This is a genomic window from Streptomyces sp. NPDC056128 (assembly GCF_042263835.1).
Taxonomy (GTDB): Bacteria; Actinomycetota; Actinomycetes; order Streptomycetales; family Streptomycetaceae; genus Streptomyces.
Window position 1 is genome coordinate 15,722 of record NZ_JBHJVQ010000031.1, and the last position, 17,228, is coordinate 32,949.

Genomic DNA, 17,228 nt, shown 5'->3' on the forward strand with positions numbered 1-17,228 from the left:
CCTACGACGGGTTCAACGGGCGTCGAGCATCCCGGCGTCGTGGGCGAGTACGGCGGCCTGGACGCGGTTGGCGCAGCCGGTGCGGGTGAGGATGCGGCTGATGTGCGCCTTGACCGTGCCGGCGCTCAGGTACAGCTGGTCGGCGATCTCCGCGTTGGACAGCCCGGTGCCGAGCAGCCGCAGCACGTCCCGTTCGGCAGGCGTCAGTTCGTCGACGCGGCGCCGCGCGGCCTCGGTGTCCCGGCCGGACCGCACGTGCCGGTCCAGCAGCTGCCGGGTGATCCGGGGTGCCAGCACCGGCTCGCCCCTGGCGGCGAGTTGCACGGCGCGGATGAGGTCGGCGGGGCCGGTGTCCTTGAGGAGGAAGCCGCTGGCCCCGGCCCGCAGGGCACGCGTCACGTGCTCCTCCTCCCCGAAGGCCGTCAGCATCACGACGCATGTGCGGGGCGAGAGACGGGAGATGCCCTCGGCGGCGGCGATACCGTCCCCGCCCGGCATCTGGACGTCGACCAGGGCGACATCGACGCCCTGAGCCCGGCAGGCCGCGACGGCTTCCCGGCCGTCACCCGCCTCGGCGACCACCTCGATGTCGTCGGCGTTCTCCAGGATGAGCCGGATTCCCGCGCGCATCAGCGCCTCGTCGTCGGCGACCAGGACCCGGATCATCTGTTCATCCTAAGGCCGCCGATCGGGGCGCCGATCGAGCCGTCTCGGGACCGCCGATCGGGTCGTCTCAGGAGCACCCGTTGGTCATCTCAGGATCGCCAGGACCAGCAGCGCGACGAGGAAGCCCGCCGTGGGCAGCACGACGGCCAGCGCCGCGCAGCCCGATCCGAGGACACGCGGCCAGGTAAGGATCTCGTCCGGCAGCGGAGGCCGGGCTCCTTCATGACCCCGGGCTCCTTCCTGACCGAGGGACACGGCAGGAGACCGCACCCGGCCCCCTTGATCGGGCAGCCAGACCGCCACGCGGAATCCCCCGTCCACCAGGGCACCCGCCTCGAACGTGCCGCCCAGCAGCGCGATCCGCTCCTGACAGCCGACCAGCCCGCTGCCGGTCCCCCCGTGCGAGGGGGCGGCCGCGCGCGGAGGGGCGTTGGTGACGGAGACCTGGACCCCGCCACCCACGCTCCTGACCTCCACCCAGGTCGGCGCGCCGGACGCGTGCTTGAGCACGTTCGTCAGCCCCTCGCGGACCACGCGATGAATCGCCTGACGCGTACGCGCCCCCACGTCGGCCGCGTCGGGAACGGCCCACTCCAACTGGACGACGCTGCCCGTCTGCCGCGACTCGGTCACCAGAGCGGCGATGTCCTCGCGAGAGCCGCGCTCCTCCCCGGTCCGGTCGTCGCCGGGGCCGGACAGATCCGCGTGCCGCAGCACACCGAGGATCTCACGCAGTTCCTCCATGGCCGCCGAGGCGGTCGTACGCAGCAGCTCCGTCTGCCTCGACAGCGCCGGCGCCTGCCGGGCGGCCGCCAGCTCAAGTGCCCCGGCGTGCACGGAGATCAGGCTCAGCCGGTGCCCGAGGAGATCGTGCATCTCCCCCGCGATCCGGTTCCGCTCCTCCATCCGGGCCGCCGCGGCGGTCAGCGTGCGGGCCTGTTCCAGGTAGGCGTTGCGCTCGCGCAGCAGGCTGACGAGGGGGCGCCGCCGGCCCAACAGCGTGCCGGCCAGGGCGGGGAGCAGCAGGAGCAGCACCAGGGAGATCGCGTTGCCCACCAGCACCAACGCCAGGCCGTCCACCCGGAACGGGGCGGTGACGACGGTCAGCACACCGACGACGGCACAGGCCACCCCGACGACCTGCCAGGCACGCCGGGTGGGTGCGATGCGCCGGGTCGCGGACATCACGATCAGCGGCAGCATCGCCAGGGTCCACACGTTGTTCCCCACCACCAGGAGGGAGGCGCCCAGGATCGCGACGACCGGTTGGCCACGCCGAGCGGGCACGAGCAGCGCGGCCCACAACGCCTCCAGCACCGCCAGTTCCGGTCGCGCCGGCGCGATCACCAGGAGCGGCACCAGCCCGAAGGCGAGGGTGAGGAGACTGAGCAGCGCCTCGAAGACGACCGTACGGCGCGGCGCTCCCCGCACCGCCGCCCAGCTGGCGACCACCTCCCGCCGCACCCGTGCACCCCTGGCCACCTGACTGCCCATGCTCACCCCTGCCCCGCCCCGCCCCGCAGATCCAGCGCCGCCCGCAGAGCGGTCAGTTCCACGCCCAGGTCGCGGAGCAACCGTACGACGTCACCCTCCACGTCCGCCTCGGCCCGCGTCTCGTCGAGCAACGCGGCGAGGAGGTGGACGGTGCCGACGGTGGGCGACCCGTGCTCGGCGGCGGACAACCGCGCGACGGCGACGACGCGATCGGCGGCGGGAGAGGTCAGCACACCGTCGTCGGAACGATGGGAAACCCCGGCCGTCGCACTCACCGACGCAGACGCGGCGACAACGACGGCCTCCTGCCGCACACCATGGCGCCGCAGGACATCCGCAGCGGCGTTGGCACCGGCCAGGCCGTCCGGAATCACCAGCCCCGCCACCGCCAACGCCCGGTCCAGGGCGAGTATCCCCAGCAGCAGATCCACAGGCTCGGCCACTCCCCGCCCACCCCGAGCGGCCTGCCGCACGGTTTCGATGTTCACGGCGCCCAGCTCCGGCGAACCGTTCACCCCACTCCCGGAGGTCCACGACATCAGCGCACGCGTGAGCCGGTTGCCACTCTTGCCCAGCACGCCCGCCTGCCGAAGCAGAGCGACCCCACGGGACTCCGCCCCCTCGGCCCCCGCGGCGTCGGCGTCCAGCCGGTCAAGCCCGGCAGCCGCAGCCCCCAGGTCCAGCCGCTGAAGCACCAGCGCCTCCCGCGCCCGGCTGCCCGGCAGGTCGAGCAGGGCACGGGCCACATGCCGGCAGCGCAAGGAGACCGTCCCCTCGGCACGGGCGGCCGCGAGCGCACGCAGCAGGCAGCCCCGCATCGCCCCGGTCATCGCGGGCGGCAGCACCGGCATGTCCTCCCGTCCCGCCCCGCGCACCCCCTGCCCGAACCGCCACCACGCCTCACGCCAGGCGGCATCGACCTCGCCCTCATCGGCCTCCGCTCCCCGCCCCTCCCCCGGGGCCTCGTCCTCACTCACCCACCCGCGCCCGGCATGTGCCTGAACAAGCCCCCCGAGCGAACCGGCCTTCCGCATCCGGGGGGCGATCGCCTCCCCCGCCTCCGAGTCCCCCATCACCAGCTCACCCAGCAGCGTGTCCGTCCCGACCACCGCCGGCTCACTCCTGACCGCCCGACGCGAGGCCGCCACGAGCAGCTCGATGACGTCCGGCTCGAACTCCGTCGTCATCCCGGCCGTACCGTCGTCACGGGCCCCAGTGGTCTCTCGCTGCTCCATCGAACGTTCCCCTCACAACACGGCGCCTACCTGGCCCGAACGACGCTAGGCCCGCCCCACCCCACCCCGCGCCTGCCGACCGACCACACCACCGGTCCGATCGGCTAGCCCCGCCGCCCCTCACCCCTCGACAGGAACTGGAGGGCCGCCTCGTGCGGCGAGCCCGGTTCCGCGTGGTAGACCTTCAGGATGTTGCCGTCCTGAAGATCCGCCGACTGGTACATCAACTCCAGCTCACCCATCACGGGATGGCTGAAGAGCTTGGTGCCCTCGATGCAGTTGGCCACCCGCTGCCGGCACCAGATCTCCGCGAACTCCTCGCTCTGAATGGTCAGTTCTCCGATGAGTGCGGCCAACCGCGGGTCGTGCCGATGGTTCCCGGAGATGAAGCGCAGGTAGGTCACGTTCGACTCGGACTCCGCGGCCCAGTCCACGTACAGCGCACGGACATCGTCGTCGACGAAGTTCATCTTGATGACGTTGGGACGCAGCTCGGCGTCCTCGGGCACGTCGAAGTCGAGGTGCGGCGCGAACAGCCGGTGGTAGAGCGGGTTCCAGGCGAGGATGTCGCAGCGGTAGTTCAGTACGGCCGCCGCCACGTTGCCGAGTGACGCCATCAACATCTTCGTACTGGGGTTCAATTGGTCGTCGTACGGCGCCCGCTGGTGCGGGTTCTGCACCGACGTACCGATCTTGAGCAGATAGTCCTGTTCATCAGCGCTCAGATCCAGTGCGCGCGCGATGGAGAGCAGTACCTGCGGGGAGGCCTGCGCCGTCTGCGACTGTTCGAGCCGGGTGTAGTAGGTCTGGCTCACTCCCGCGAGCGCGGCCACCTCCTCCCGGCGCAGTCCGGGAACACGCCGCGAGCCGCTGACGCGCAGTCCCCGCTCCTCCGGCCGGACCCGCTCACGCATCTGCCGCAGGTAACCGCCGAGATCCGTGTTCATGATCTGCTCCACCGTTCTCATTATGGCCACCGGCCGTCGGAGTCCACCGCGCCAGGCGATCTACGCGATGACGTGCGCCGCCTGCCGGCCCCTCTCCCTCAGCACCAGCCACAGCAGAAGCCCGACGGCGATCTGGGAGACCCCCGCCACACCGACCGCCACATGGATCCCGGTGAGCTCTTCGGCGGCGGTGACAGTGCCCTGTCCGACGACGGCCGCGAAGACCGCGCTCACCAGCGGGATTCCGGTCGCGATGCCGACCTGCTGGCTCTGGGTGGCCATGCCGGTGGCCATGCCCTGCGCGTCGGAGTCGACGGACGACGTGGCGATGACCATGAAGCACAGGGCGGCCAGCATGGAGAAGAACGCGTTCACGAACTGGGTGGCGATCAGCGGGACCAGCCAGTACGAGTCCGAGCCGGCCCACAGCGCCGGCAGCATGAACGCGCCCTGGAGGGCGAGGGAGACGCCGAGCAGGGTGCGCGGTGAGACCTTCTGGAGGATGCGGGGCCCGACGGTCCCGGCGATGATCTGGCCCACACCGATACCGAGCAGCACGAGGCCCGCGATCATGGACGACAGGCCGAGCACGTTCTGGACGTACAGGCCGGTGAAGAAGATCAGCGCGGTCTGGCCGCCGAAGATGAAGAGGGCGGCCAGGTTGCCGAAGGCGATGTCGGGCTTCTTGAGGATCTTCACCGGCACCAGGGCACCGGCGGTACGGCTCTCCACCACCCAGAACGCGCCGAGCAGCACGGCACCCGCGATCAGCGAGCCGCCCGCGGCCGGGTCGAGTCCCTCCTCGCCGACACGAGTGACCCCGTAGATCGCCGCGAACAGGCCGAGGGTGATCAGCAGGGCGCCCGGCAGGTCGATGCGGCTCCGCTCCTCCGCCCGGCTCTCGTCGACGACGATCGACACCACGACAATCGCCGCGAGGGCCACGGGGATGTTGATGAAGAAGGCCCAGCGCCAGGAGAACACGTCCGTGAGCACACCGCCGAGGATCGCCCCGACACTGAAGCCGGAACTCATCATCACGCTGTTGAGGCCCAGGGCGCGGGTGCGCAGACCCGGTTCGGTGAAGGCGGTCGTCAGCAGGGCCAGCGCGGCCGGCGTGACGGCGGCGGTGGCCAAACCCTGAAGCGTGCGGGCGGCCAGCAGCACCGCGGGCGAGTCCGCGACGCCGCCGACCAGTGAGGACACGGTCAGCAGGACCATCCCGGCGGTGAAGATGCGCCTGCGCCCCACGTAGTCACCGACGCGCCCGAAGACCAGGGTGCAGCCGGCGGCACACAGGGCGAACGTCGTGGTGATCCACTGCAGGCTCCCGGTCGAGAACCCGAGGGACGTGCCCACCTCGGGCAGCGCGACGTTCAGCACGGAGAAGTCGGCGGCCATCATGAACTGGGACGCGAGAAGCACCACCAGGGCGGCGACCTGGCGGCCTGTCATACGGACCCCGTCCGGCGGGGTGCCCGCGGCGGTCGTGGCGGTATCAACGGTAGTCATGGCATCCACCGTCGGCCGCCCGCCGCCACCCAGCCAGATCCCCCTCAAGGGCACTCCCACGGAGACTGCCACTGCCAGTGCCACCCAGCAGCGACCCCGCACCACCGGCCACACGCAACGAAAAAGCCCAGCTCAGACACTGTCTGGGCTGGGCTTAGGATGGAGCCGCCTTCGGGATTCGAACCCGAGACCTACGCATTACGAGGGCCTGCAAGATCATCTTGGACTGTGCGGGACCGTGCCACAGAATCCCGTTTTCGCTGATCAGAAGCCCATAGCCGTGACCGGCATGCCGCCCGGTCCACCAGGGTGCCAACCCGTCCGCTCACGCTTCGCTCACGCAGTGCCAGCCTAGTGAGGGCCTACCCGAACTCACCAAGTAGGCCCCCTGCAGCTCTTCGGCCTCCCCCTTGAGCCGTCACAAGCAGCTCCGAGAAGAAGGGCCTGTCTCAGATTCTGAGACCCGGACGGGGGGCGCAGAGCTGAACTCACAGGCTGTCCGCGATCACGCTCGGTTCGGAGCGTGGGCGCTGGTCATCTTCTACAGCTCGTTGCTGCCTGCGGTACCGGACTCCCGAAATGTCAGTGCCCTCCTCCATAATCGGGGCACCGTCTTCAACGAAGGACCTCATCTCTGTGACGATCACCCAGCACGAGCTCGAATCCCGGCTGTGGGACGCCGCGAACGCGCTCCGCGGTCCCGTCGACCCCGCTGACTTCAAGACCTACGTCTTCCCGATGCTGTTCTGGAAGTGGATCAGTGACACCTGGGTCCACGAGCACGACGCGGCGTTCGATGAGTACGGCGACGACCTCGACGACGAGATCGAGGCTGACTTTCACCGGTTCGAGTTGCCCGAGGGCACGCTGTGGAGCGAGGTCACCGAAAAGGTCACCGGCCTCGGTGCGGAGATCGCGAAGACCTTCCAGCGAATCGAAATGGCCAACCCCCGCTCGCTAGCTGGTGTCTTCGGCGACGCCTCGTGGGGCAACCAGGAGCGCATCCCGGAGTCGGCCCTGCTGGGGCTCATCCGCGCGTTCAACAAAGTCAGGCTCGACCCGTCGACGGTCTCTCACGACCTACTCGGCGCGGGCTACGAGTACTTGCTGAAGAACTTCGCCGACGAGTCGGGCAAGAAGGCCGGCGAGTTCTTCACGCCCCGTGAAGTCGTGAACCTGCTCGTCGGGATCCTCCAGCCTGAGCCGGGCGAGTCCGTCTACGACCCATCCTGTGGCTCCGGTGGGATGCTTGTCGCGACGATCAACCAGCTGCGCGAGTCCGGCAAGGATCACCGCACGCTCAGGGCGTACGGCCAGGAGATCAACCTGACCACGGCCTCGATCGCCCGGATGAACCTGTTCCTGCACGAGATCGAGGACTTCGACATTAAGCGCGGAGACACCCTCCGCGCTCCGGCGTTCAAGGCTCCCAGCGGTGCCGTCCGCCAGTTCGACGTCGTGATCGCCAACCCGCCCTTCTCGCTGGCGGATTGGGGAGCGGACCGCTGGTCCTCGGACCCGCGAGCCATCTGCGGCGTTCCGCCGGCGAAGAACGGCGACTACGCCTTCGTCCAGCACATGGTCTCGTCTATGAAGCCTGGATCGGGCCGCGTCGGCGTGGTGATGCCCCACGGCGTGCTGTTCCGCGGAGGCGCGGAAGCACGGATCCGCCAGGGCCTCATCGAGAAGGACGTCCTGGAGGCCGTCGTCGGGCTGCCGCCCAAGCTTTTTTACTCGACCGAAATCCCAGCATGCCTGTTGATCTTCCGCAACCAGAAGCCCGCAGAGCGCAAGGATCACGTGCTCTTCATCGACGGCTCGGCGCGGTTTATCAAGGGCAAGAAGCAGAACCTGATGGCCGAGGAAGACGTCAGGGCTGTCATCGAGGCGTACCAGACAGGCAGCGACTCAGCGGGTGAGGGCGGTGCGAACGTCCGGCTAGTGCCGCTCGATGAGATCGAGCAAAACGGCTTCGACCTGAACATCGGCCGCTACATCACGGTCGCCGCAGAAGAGACGGCCGACCTGGGCACCGCGCTCGTGGCGTATGCCGACGCCCGGCAGCATCGCATCGACACCGAGACTGTCATGTTCGAGCGGCTCGCAGCGGCAGGCGTCGACCTGAGCGTGTTCGGGGTGTCCAGTGAGTGAGTGGGAACGAGCCCGGCTCGACGAGGTCATCGCACTGGACGTCGACGCAGTCCCGATCACGGCGACGGCCTCCTACAACATCGTCGGCGTCTTGAACCGCGGTCGGGGCCTGCTGCTCCGGGATCCGATTGCTGGCGATGAGACCTCGTACAAGACACTGAATCGCATCCGGCCGAACCAGATCGTCTACAGCCGTTTGAAGGCGTTCGAAGGAGCAATCACCGTTACTCCTAACGATCTGGGCGAAGTTTACGCGTCGCAAGAGTTTCCCACTTTCACCTGCGGCGAACGAATTCTTCCCGAATACTTCCGGCTCCTCACGACCACAAAAAGACTGTGGGAAATACTGCAGGCGTTGTCGACCGGCATGGGCGGTAGGAGGGAGCGGGTCAAGCCTGCCGACTTTTTGACGATTGAAGTTGCTCTCCCATCCTTGCCGGAGCAATGCCGCATCGTCGACGTTATGGCATCGGTAGACGCACAGATTGAAGCGTTGGATGCCGAGAAGCAAAAAGCGGCCGCATTGCTGGCACTCGTTCGCAACGCGCATCCCGAAGGCGCCGAACGCGAACTACGCAGCGTCATTTCCAGGATCCAAGGCGGAAAGAGCGTGCAGACTTCGGATGAAAAGCCGCGAGCCGGAGAGCCGGCTGTCCTGAAACTGAGCGCAATCCAACTTGGTGCTTTCGCGGCCTCCGAAGCAAAGCGGCTTGTTGACCTGACGGGTTATAGCAATACCCATCTCGTGACAGAGGGCGACCTCCTTATCACCAGAGCCAGTGGTTCATTCGATCGCGTCGGCTATGCTGCCATCGCGCGAAACGTAGCTCCCCAGACCTATCTGCCTGACCTTATCTGGCGAATTCAAACAAAGCCCGAGGTCTGCCAAGCGACGTTTCTGGCCCATCTATTGTGTTCTCCGTCAGTGCGCTCGACTATCACAGCATCAGCGCGCGGGACCGCATCGATGAGGAAGATCAATAAGGCTCTGCTGGGTTCTCTGCGTCTGCCGATCCCGTCGCTTGAGGAACAAGCCAAGTACGTTCAGCACTGTGATGCTGTCGCGTTCGCGGTAGCAGACCTAGATCTGGAGCTCGCCAATCTCCGCGCCTTCCGTTCGGCGATGATGGCATGCCTCCTGAACCAGGAAATCGAGATCCCGGAGGCGTACGACGCTCTACTCGAGGAAGTGTCCTGACATGGGGTGGACGGAAGCGAGCACGATCCAGCGTGCACTGCTCGAGTGGGCCGAGGAGGCCGGCTGGGAGCGTCTCGACGGGGAAGCATTACCGCGCGATGAGCATGACGTCATTGTCGAGGATTGGGCACGCGAAGCCTTGCTCGCGCTAAACCCGGAGCTGGTCGACGACTCTGAGTCAGCAGACCTCGTTCTGCATGAGGTAAATCAGGCTGTCCTCGATGCGCATAACGGTCTCGTAGCGGCCAACGAGCGGCTGACCGTGATGCTTCGTGGCGACCACTCGTTCACGACAATCGACGGTAGGCATGTGCCTCGTCGGCTGATTGACTTCAAAGACCTCAACAACAACCGCTTCACTGTCGCTGACGAGGTCACCGTCAACGGTGCGACCAAACCGCGTCGGTTCGACGTCGTTTACTACGTCAACGGGTTTCCGCTGGTCGTTGCCGAGGCCAAGACGCCTGTTAAACATCAGGTCTCGTGGGTCAACGCCGCGAAGGATCTTCACGACGTGTACGAAGAGGAATACCCGAACTTCTTCGCGACGAACGTCTTCAACGTCGCTACCGACGGCCTGGAGTTCCGCATGGCTCCGATCCGTGCGGTGCCAGACCCTGACTCCGAACTCTGGGCCCCGTGGGGGTCCACTGAGGACGACCCAAAAACCGTCACGGGCCCGGCTCGTGTCGAGCGGGCGGCGCGTTTGCTGCTGCGGCCTGAGACGATCCTGCCGATCCTCAGAGATTTGGTGATGTTCCGTCACGCTCGGGATGCCTCCGAGGTGGACATCAAGTTCTTGCCTCGTTACCCGCAGTTCGAGGCGGCTCTGGCGATCCACGCCAAGGTGCTCGCCGGCCGTCCCGGCGGCCTGATCTGGCATCACCAGGGGTCGGGCAAGACCGAACTCATGGCGTTCACTGCCGCACGTCTGCTGCGGGACGACACGGTAACGAAGAAGTTCGGGAGCGCACCGACGGTCATCGTGATTGCCGACCGCAAGGATCTGGTCCGGCAAACGGCGGATATGTTCGAGACTGCCGGCATGCCGCGGATGTCGCTGCCCCGCAACCGGCGGGAGCTGCACGCTCTGCTGCGCAGTGGTGAGCCGGGCGTGGTCATCACGACAGTTCACAAGTTCGCTGAGGCCGGCCATCTGAACAATCGGTCGAACATTGTAGTCCTCGTTGACGAGGCGCACCGCTCACAGGAGGGGAAGTTCGGCGACGCATGGCGCGCGGCGGTGCCGAACGCGAAGTTCTTTGGCGCAACGGGTACCGCGATCAAGGACAAAGACCGTTCGACGTTCAAGCTGTTCGGCGACCCAGACGACCCGGACTTTGTGATGTCGCGGTACACGCCGGAGCAATCGATCGCCGACGGGTTCACTAAGCCCGTGATCGTGGAGGGCCGGTCTGTCGGGTTCAACCTCGACAAGGAAGCCTTGGACGAGGCGTTCGACGAGCTGGCCACGGAGGAGGGCCTGGACGAGGAGGAGAAGGTCTTCCTGTCGGGGAAGGCTTCTCACATCGAGACGATCCTCTCCAACCCCGAGCGCGTGGCTGCTGTGTGTGCTGACATCGTCGACCACTTCCTCACCTATGTCGCGCCTCTGGGGCAGAAGGCTCAGGTCGTGGCCTACAACCAATGCCTTGTGATCGCGTACACCAGAGCCATCGAGGCCGAGCTGGAGCGCCGTGCTGCAGTCATGCCGGATGGACGACTCCGTGAGGTCGGTGTTGTGATGCACGTCGCCGACAGCAAGGAGACCCCCAAGGAGTACAAGAAGCACCTGCTCACACCGGAGCAGGAGGAGGCGCTCAAGCGCCGCTTCAAGAAGGTCGATGACCCGATGTCGTTCATCGTCGTCACCGCAAAGTGGATGACCGGCTTCAACGCGCCCATCGAGGGCGTGCTGTACCTCGACAAGCCCGCTAAGGATACGAACCTATTCCAGACGATCACCCGGCCCAACCGTCCTTGGACAAACCCTGTCACCGGTCAGCGCAAGGACTTCGGGCGGGTCGTCGACTACATTGGCCTCGCGAGGGCCATCGGCAAGGCAGTCGCCGGCCCGAAGGTGAAGGACGATGAAGAGGACGAACTCAACGTCACCGACGCCTCGAAGCTAGCGGGGAAGTTCGTCGCCGACCTCACGCGTCTGCTTCATCTGTTCAACGGCATTGACACCAGTGACTCGTCATTCGAGTCGCTCGCCGAGGCCCATGAGCGAGTCCCCGAGGGCGGCGCGCAGCGCACCGAGTTCATCGAGACCTACGTCGCGCTGCAGACGGTGTGGGAGTTTCTCGACCCGCACCCGATGCTCCAACCATTCAAAGGGCAGTACTTCTGGCTCGCAAAGGTGTACGAGTCGATCCGGCCCAAGGACGTCTCCAAGACTTTCCTCTGGGCACGTCTCGGCGCGAAGACCACTAGCCTGATTCACGGTCACATGAGCGATGTGGGCGTGAAGACGATGCCGTCGAAGACAGTCACGCTGGATGCTGCCGGCCTGGAGCTGGTCAAGAAGATCGCCGAACAGCTGAAACTCTCCGAGCAGCAGAAGCCGGAGTCGAAATCCGATGACGTATACCAGGAGGTCCTCGACTCCATCGAGGCGCGCCTGCGGCGTCGGCTCGCCGATACCGAGAGCCCGGCGTACCAGTCGCTGGCGGAGCGGATCGAGAAGCTCCGTGCCAAGGCGATCGAGAACGTCGCGGATTCTCTAGCGTTCCTCGAGGAGGCACTGAAGGTCGCTCAGGACGTGGTCGCCGCGGATCGAGCAGCGGAACAGGGCGACCAGGCGGCGCTCGACCGGCTGGCCGATCCGAAGCGTGGGGCGCTCACTCAGATCGTGGCGGAGAACACACCGCCTGGGCTGCACAAGATCGTCCCCGACATAGCCTCGCGGATCGACTCGATCGTCGTCGAGGTCGCCTATGCCGGTTGGAGCGCGAGCGACGCTGGCGACAAACGCGTTCGTCGCGAGCTGCGCTCTGTCTTGAAGGAGTACAGCTTGCCGATTAAGGGGGAGTTGTTCGACCGCACGTACGAGTATGTACGGGAGAACTACTGACCGACGTCCTCGCGGAACTCGTTCAGATAGGGCTTGGGCATTGCGACATCCTTCCAGCCCGCCTCTTAGCGACCCAGGTCAGGTGTCACCCAACCCTGCAGCAGTCCCGTAGGGCTTGAGCGAGACGCGCCCTGGGCACGAACCACGACATGGATGACTTGTTCGCTGAGTGGGCGATGGAAGTAGCGGAAGCCGAACTCAGCAGTCCGCTTCCACGGCGGTGGGCACATACACAAGGAGTGGCTGAACGCGCGGTTGAAGTACGTCAGATGCTCGGCGTAGACGCTGGCCTGCTCCTTGCTGCCGCCACGCTTCATGACGTCGGGTATGCACCCCGGCTCGCGACCACGGGCTTCCATCCCCTGGACGGAGCCCGCTTCCTTCGTGACGAGTATGGGGCGGACCAGCGGCTGGTGCGGCTTGTCGCGAACCACTCGTTCGCCCTTCTCGAGGCTGAAGAGCGCGGGCTGAGGGCGGAGCTCGCAACGGAGTTCCCGCTGTTGGAGCAGCCTCTGCTTGTGGATGCCCTCGTGTACTGCGACATGACAACGACACCCGACGGCGACCGGACAACCGCACACGACCGGGTCGCGGAGATCGTCGGGCGGTACGGCGCGGACAGCGTGGTCGGTCGGTTCATCCGGCGGGCGGCGCCGGAGATCTTCTCCTCTGTCGAGAGGATCGAGGCCGCTCTGGCGGCTCAGCCGAGGTAGGGATAAGTGCCGGCGAGATAATCGCCGATCTGCTGACGCATGCTCGGGTGGATGTCGTACTGGTCCAGGTCTGCGGGCTGGACGAAGCGGACGCCGTCGGCCTCGTCGTTGATTGTGGGCTCGCCGCCGACAGGGCGGCCGATGTAGGTGTTCTCGTACTGCTGGCGGATCTCGCCGTCGGTGTAGGCGACGATGTGGTTCGGGTTGGTGTAGACGCCGAGGAAGCCGGTGATCTCCGCGACGATGCCGGTCTCCTCCAGGCACTCGCGGACCGCGCACTGGGCCGCGGTCTCGCCGATGTCCTGGGCTCCGCCGGGGAGTGCCCACTGTCCGGTGTCGCGGCGGCGCTGGAGGAGGATGGCGCCGGTCTTGTCGGCGACGAGCAGGTTGCTGGCCGGGATGAGGGTGTTCGCTTTCGGCGCGGCCGGGTCGTTGTAGTACTCAGTCCTGCCCATGGTCGGCGGTCCTCTCCTGGTCGGGTGCCCATGGCCGTGCGGCGGCCCAGACGGCGTCGAAGCTCTGAGCGTAGTTGTCGAACCACCCCATGCCGTCGGCTCTCTTGAGGTGGAGGAGGGGGTTGGCGCTGGCCGGCTGCCCCCAGATGTGGGGATTGACGAGGAGGTCGTCGTCGTAGCGGAACATGGACGTGTAGAGCGTGGTGTCATGCAGACGCACCGCGCACCCGGCCTCGCCCAGCAGGGGGCGGTAGTACGTCAGCGAGGCGCGGATCTTGGCAGCGAGCGTGTCGCCAATTCCTTCCTCGCGGCCCCGTACAGCGACCGCATGCCCGCCGGGGTCACCGAAGCACAGGCGAACCCGGACGCCCTCAGCGGCACGTTCGGAGAGCATCTTGGCGACGTGCGGGTTGGACTGCGCGAAGAAGGTGCCCGAGAAGACGAGGACGCTGATCTCCTGCCGGGCCTCCCGCAGCAGCGAGAGCCATACTTCCCGTGGCACGCTGGCTCGGTTCGGGTAGGTGCTGACCAGCTCGGTGCCTAACTCGTCGCGTGGCCGACCGGGCCGCTTGGACGGCGTCGGCCAGAGGAAGGTCTCCTCCACGCGCAGGTGACCCGCGACGCGGAAGCGATGACGCGCATGAGGAACCCGCCCGCCCAGCCACCGGCTCACTGTCTTGGGGTCGACCTCGCAGATCTCTGCGAGCGAGTCGGGTGAGACCCCTCGCTGGGCGAGCACAGTGTGCAGTCGGTCGTTCACAGAAGCCATGGAAGCGGTGCAACGCCTGATCGCGCAAGGACGTTATGGGCCGTTGCCGCGGAACCACGGCGTCGCCGACTGCTGCTTACGCTGGCGGCATGGAGCTCATCGTCCTGTGGGACATCGACCACACCCTCATCGAGAACGCGGGGGTGAGCAAGGAGATCTACGCCGCCGCCTTCTCGGCGCTGGCGAGGCGCGAGCCGACGGAGCCGGCACGCACCGAGGGGCGCACGGACCGACTGATCATGCGCGACATGTTCGTGCGAGACGGGCTGCCCGTGCCCGACTGGCCCGACACCGAGGCCGCACTCGAACGAGCAGGGCGTGAACGCCTGGACCCTCTGCGCTCGCGCGGATGGGCCCTGCCAGGAGCCCACGACGCACTGAAGGTCGCCTCGGCGCGGAGCGGCTGGGTCTCCTCCGTCCTGACCGGCAACATCGCGGCCAACGCCCAGGTGAAGCTCTCTGCGTTCGGCCTCGACTCCTTGCTGGACCTGCCGGTGGGTGCCTACGGAGCGGACGCCGATCTCCGCCCCGACCTGGTCGCGGTCGCCCGCGAGCGAGTGCAGCGGCTTCGTGGCGTCCGGCTCGACACGCCCATCGTCCTGGTCGGGGACACCCCTCGCGATGTGGAGGCTGCCCTGGCCACGGGGTGCGGGATCGTCGCCGTCGCCTCCGGTCTGCACGATCGCGCGGAACTCGCAGCGGCCGGCGCCCCCGAGGTCCTTCCCGACCTGGCAGACGCCAAGCGCCTTCTAAGCGTCCTGGAGTCGGTCGCAGGTGACGGAAAACGTCCCAGGACGTCCTCGGGCCGTCCCTGAACGCGGTGACGAGGTCCCCTGGCAGACAGCCACGATCGGGTTCCCGAAAGGCAGCCAGCCGAAGGAGCCCAAGTGATCAGGGAAGTCACCGGGATCAGGAAGATCCGGATGCTGTACCTGCAGCTGCTCTACCGCTGCAATTTCACGTGCCTGCACTGCTTCCACGGCAAGCGGCTTCAGTACGCGGACGCCTTCACCGCCGACGAAGCCAGTCGCCTCCTCACCTTGATGCGGGACGAGTACGGCACGGAGGAAGTCACCCTGCTCGGCGGGGAGCCCTTCGTCCACCGGGATCTCCCGCAGGTCGTCCGCCACGCCAAGGAGGAACTGGGCCAGCGCGTCGAGATCTGCACCAACGGGTACCGGATCGAGCGACGCCTGACCGAGATCGCGCCGCACCTGGACCTCCTCAGGGTCTCCCTGGAGGGCGTCGGATCGACCAACGACGGCATCCGCAGGTATGGCAGCTACCAGAGCGCCCTCGACTCGCTGAGCTTGGCGCGGGACCTCGGGGTGCCGACCGGCGCAACCATGACCGTGACCTCACGGAACATCGGTGAGGTGCTCCCGCTCGCCGGCATCCTGGCCGGGCTCGGTGTCCGGCAGCTCAAGCTCCATCACCTGCGGCCCGTCGGCAACGCCGCCGACCACCCCGAGCTTCTGGTCACCGAGCCGTCCGCCTACGGCCAGCTCCGCGAAGAGCTCGCGTCGGCCGACCTGTCCTTGGAGGTGATCGTTGACGAGGACCTCTCCGAACACGGCGCCCCACAGCTCTGCACCCCGACCGGCGGGCCCCGCGAGATCGACCGGATCGAGGCCGACCCGCGCGGTGCTCTGACCATGTCCTGCAAGGCCGTGGGCAAGGACTCCCACGCCTTCTGGTACGAGAAGAGCGCCGGCCGCATCGTCCACCAGCCCTCGGCCACGGACGAGCTCACGCTTGCGGTGCCGGACGTGGTGTACGCCCGTGCCTGACCACCCGCGATTCGAGAGCCTGGAGGGCTTACGGGGCACCGGCAAGTCGACCCTCGCCCCGATGCTCGCCGCCGCCCGACAAGCCGTCCTGGTCCCCACCGTGCCCGCCCTGTACCAGCCGCTCAGGCGCGCCGTGGACCAGCGGACCAACGTCGACGCGCGGATGTGCCTCTATCTCTCCGCGCTGTTCACCGCGACCGAGGAAATCCAGAGCCACCTCGACGCCGGCGTCCCCGTAGTCGTCGAGAGCTACTTCGCCCGGTGCCTCGCCACCCACCGGGCCATGGGGGCTCGGCTCGGCGTCACGCTGCCGCGCCGGCTCCCGACACCCGTCACGTACCACCTCGTCTGCGACGACGACGAACGCCGCCGCCGTCTGGCCGCCCGGAACAAGCCGGCATCGCAGTGGGACGTACTGATCGAAACCGTCCCGGACCAGGTGACCGACGCCTACGCCCCGTTCCCGATGCGTCGCGTCGACACCACGGGGCGCAGCCCCGAAGAGGTCCTCCGCGTGATCACAGACACCGACAGGCAAGGAGCGAACTCCCATGCAGACCCAGAGCCTGTGGGAGCACACCCTCACTTTCTTCCCCCAGTTCCTCGGCACACTGCGCGAGCGCGTCGCCCCTGACGCCACCATCGCGGTCGTCGGGGCGAGCGACGGCAAGTTCGTCCTGCCGCTCGCCGCCGCCGGCTACCACGTCGTCGCCATCGAACGTGACGCGGTCGCCCTGCACGGAGGCGAGGTACGCCTTCCGGGTGACAGCGAGGCCCACGCCATGGGCCTGATCGACCGGCTGAAGCTCGAAGAACTCCATTCCCGCGTCCACGTGGTTGAGGACGACTTCCTTGAGGGCGAGCCCCTCGGCGTGCAGTGCGAGGCAGTCTGGACGAGCTGCTCGTGGCACTACAGTGCCAACCACCACCGCCCGCTCGCCGAGTTCGTCGACCGCATGCAACGCCTGGTCCGCCCGGGCGGCGTGTTCGGTGCGGAGTTCATGATGCCCGTCGAAAGACGCCACCACGTGACCGAGCACTACACATCCCCCGAGCGCCTGCTCCCTCACTTCCTCGGCGACTGGGAAGTCCTGCTCACCCTGCGCACGAACGAGTTCACGGAACGGCCCCACGTCGGCCAGCCGCACGACCACACCCACCGCATGGGCCTGCTCATGGCAGCCAGAACGTCCACCTTCACCGACCACTTCTGAGAGAAGGA

General features: G+C 67.1%; 15 protein-coding genes. 8 read left to right on the forward strand and 7 right to left on the reverse strand.

The features are described 5' to 3' along the window. Positions 1-12 precede the first annotated feature (12 nt). From ACFC1X_RS34135 to ACFC1X_RS34155, 5 genes are all read right to left on the reverse strand, one after another. On the reverse strand, positions 13-666 hold the full coding sequence (locus tag ACFC1X_RS34135) for a response regulator (RefSeq protein ID WP_376361526.1): 654 nt from the start codon (positions 664-666) through the stop codon (positions 13-15). A gap of 84 nt (positions 667-750) precedes the next feature. Next, a complete protein-coding gene (locus ACFC1X_RS34140; RefSeq protein WP_376361529.1) occupies positions 751-2,160 on the reverse strand; it encodes a sensor histidine kinase in 1,410 nt (469 codons plus the stop codon). 2 nt (positions 2,161-2,162) lie between these two features. Further along, entirely contained in the window at positions 2,163-3,395 is a 1,233-nt protein-coding gene (locus ACFC1X_RS34145) for a Clp protease N-terminal domain-containing protein (protein WP_376361532.1), read from the reverse strand. Between the two features lie 104 nt (positions 3,396-3,499). Beyond that, the gene (locus ACFC1X_RS34150) at positions 3,500-4,342 is read right to left on the reverse strand and encodes a helix-turn-helix transcriptional regulator (protein WP_376361535.1); all 843 of its coding nucleotides are present in this window, start codon (positions 4,340-4,342) and stop codon (positions 3,500-3,502) included. Between the two features lie 60 nt (positions 4,343-4,402). Beyond that, positions 4,403-5,854: an MFS transporter gene (locus ACFC1X_RS34155; RefSeq protein ID WP_376361538.1), complete on the reverse strand. Its 1,452-nt coding sequence runs from the start codon at positions 5,852-5,854 to the stop codon at positions 4,403-4,405. 636 nt (positions 5,855-6,490) lie between these two features. On the opposite strand from ACFC1X_RS34155, the gene ACFC1X_RS34160 reads away from it, so the two are divergent. The 4 genes from ACFC1X_RS34160 to ACFC1X_RS34175 all read left to right on the forward strand — a co-directional run bounded on the left by ACFC1X_RS34160 (position 6,491) and on the right by ACFC1X_RS34175 (position 12,992). Continuing rightward, complete coding sequence (locus tag ACFC1X_RS34160; protein WP_376361541.1) at positions 6,491-8,005, forward strand: N-6 DNA methylase; 1,515 nt, start codon at positions 6,491-6,493, stop codon at positions 8,003-8,005. Continuing rightward, the gene (locus ACFC1X_RS34165; protein WP_376361544.1) at positions 7,998-9,203 is read left to right on the forward strand and encodes a restriction endonuclease subunit S; all 1,206 of its coding nucleotides are present in this window, start codon (positions 7,998-8,000) and stop codon (positions 9,201-9,203) included. The genes ACFC1X_RS34160 and ACFC1X_RS34165 overlap by 8 nt, the downstream gene beginning before the upstream one ends. A 1-nt stretch (position 9,204) precedes the next feature. Further along, positions 9,205-12,279, forward strand: a complete 3,075-nt coding sequence (locus ACFC1X_RS34170; RefSeq protein WP_376361546.1) for a type I restriction endonuclease subunit R — start codon at positions 9,205-9,207, stop codon at positions 12,277-12,279. Positions 12,280-12,428: 149 nt separating this feature from the next. Beyond that, positions 12,429-12,992 carry an HD domain-containing protein gene (locus ACFC1X_RS34175; RefSeq protein ID WP_376361549.1) on the forward strand — a complete coding sequence of 188 codons (564 nt, stop codon included), beginning with the start codon at positions 12,429-12,431 and terminating at the stop codon, positions 12,990-12,992. Here ACFC1X_RS34175 and ACFC1X_RS34180 read toward each other — a convergent pair. Together ACFC1X_RS34180 and ACFC1X_RS34185 are read right to left on the reverse strand one after the other, a co-directional pair. Further along, entirely contained in the window at positions 12,980-13,447 is a 468-nt protein-coding gene (locus ACFC1X_RS34180; RefSeq protein WP_376361552.1) for an NUDIX hydrolase, read from the reverse strand. The two genes, ACFC1X_RS34175 and ACFC1X_RS34180, sit on opposite strands and share 13 nt — an antisense overlap. After that, entirely contained in the window at positions 13,434-14,207 is a 774-nt protein-coding gene (locus ACFC1X_RS34185) for an XRE family transcriptional regulator (protein WP_376361555.1), read from the reverse strand. The genes ACFC1X_RS34180 and ACFC1X_RS34185 overlap by 14 nt, the downstream gene beginning before the upstream one ends. Before the next feature lie 98 nt (positions 14,208-14,305). Between ACFC1X_RS34185 and ACFC1X_RS34190 the strand changes: the two genes are divergently transcribed. The 4 genes from ACFC1X_RS34190 to ACFC1X_RS34205 all read left to right on the forward strand — a co-directional run bounded on the left by ACFC1X_RS34190 (position 14,306) and on the right by ACFC1X_RS34205 (position 17,220). After that, positions 14,306-15,031, forward strand: coding sequence for an HAD family hydrolase (locus ACFC1X_RS34190; RefSeq protein ID WP_376361558.1), 726 nt, complete (start codon positions 14,306-14,308; stop codon positions 15,029-15,031). 72 nt (positions 15,032-15,103) lie between these two features. Continuing rightward, on the forward strand, positions 15,104-16,006 hold the full coding sequence (locus ACFC1X_RS34195) for a radical SAM protein (RefSeq protein WP_376361560.1): 903 nt from the start codon (positions 15,104-15,106) through the stop codon (positions 16,004-16,006). Beyond that, on the forward strand, positions 15,999-16,640 hold the full coding sequence (locus tag ACFC1X_RS34200) for a hypothetical protein (protein ID WP_376361563.1): 642 nt from the start codon (positions 15,999-16,001) through the stop codon (positions 16,638-16,640). Before ACFC1X_RS34195 ends, ACFC1X_RS34200 begins: the two co-directional genes overlap by 8 nt. After that, a complete protein-coding gene (locus ACFC1X_RS34205) occupies positions 16,558-17,220 on the forward strand; it encodes a class I SAM-dependent methyltransferase (protein WP_376361565.1) in 663 nt (220 codons plus the stop codon). Before ACFC1X_RS34200 ends, ACFC1X_RS34205 begins: the two co-directional genes overlap by 83 nt. Positions 17,221-17,228 lie beyond the last annotated feature (8 nt).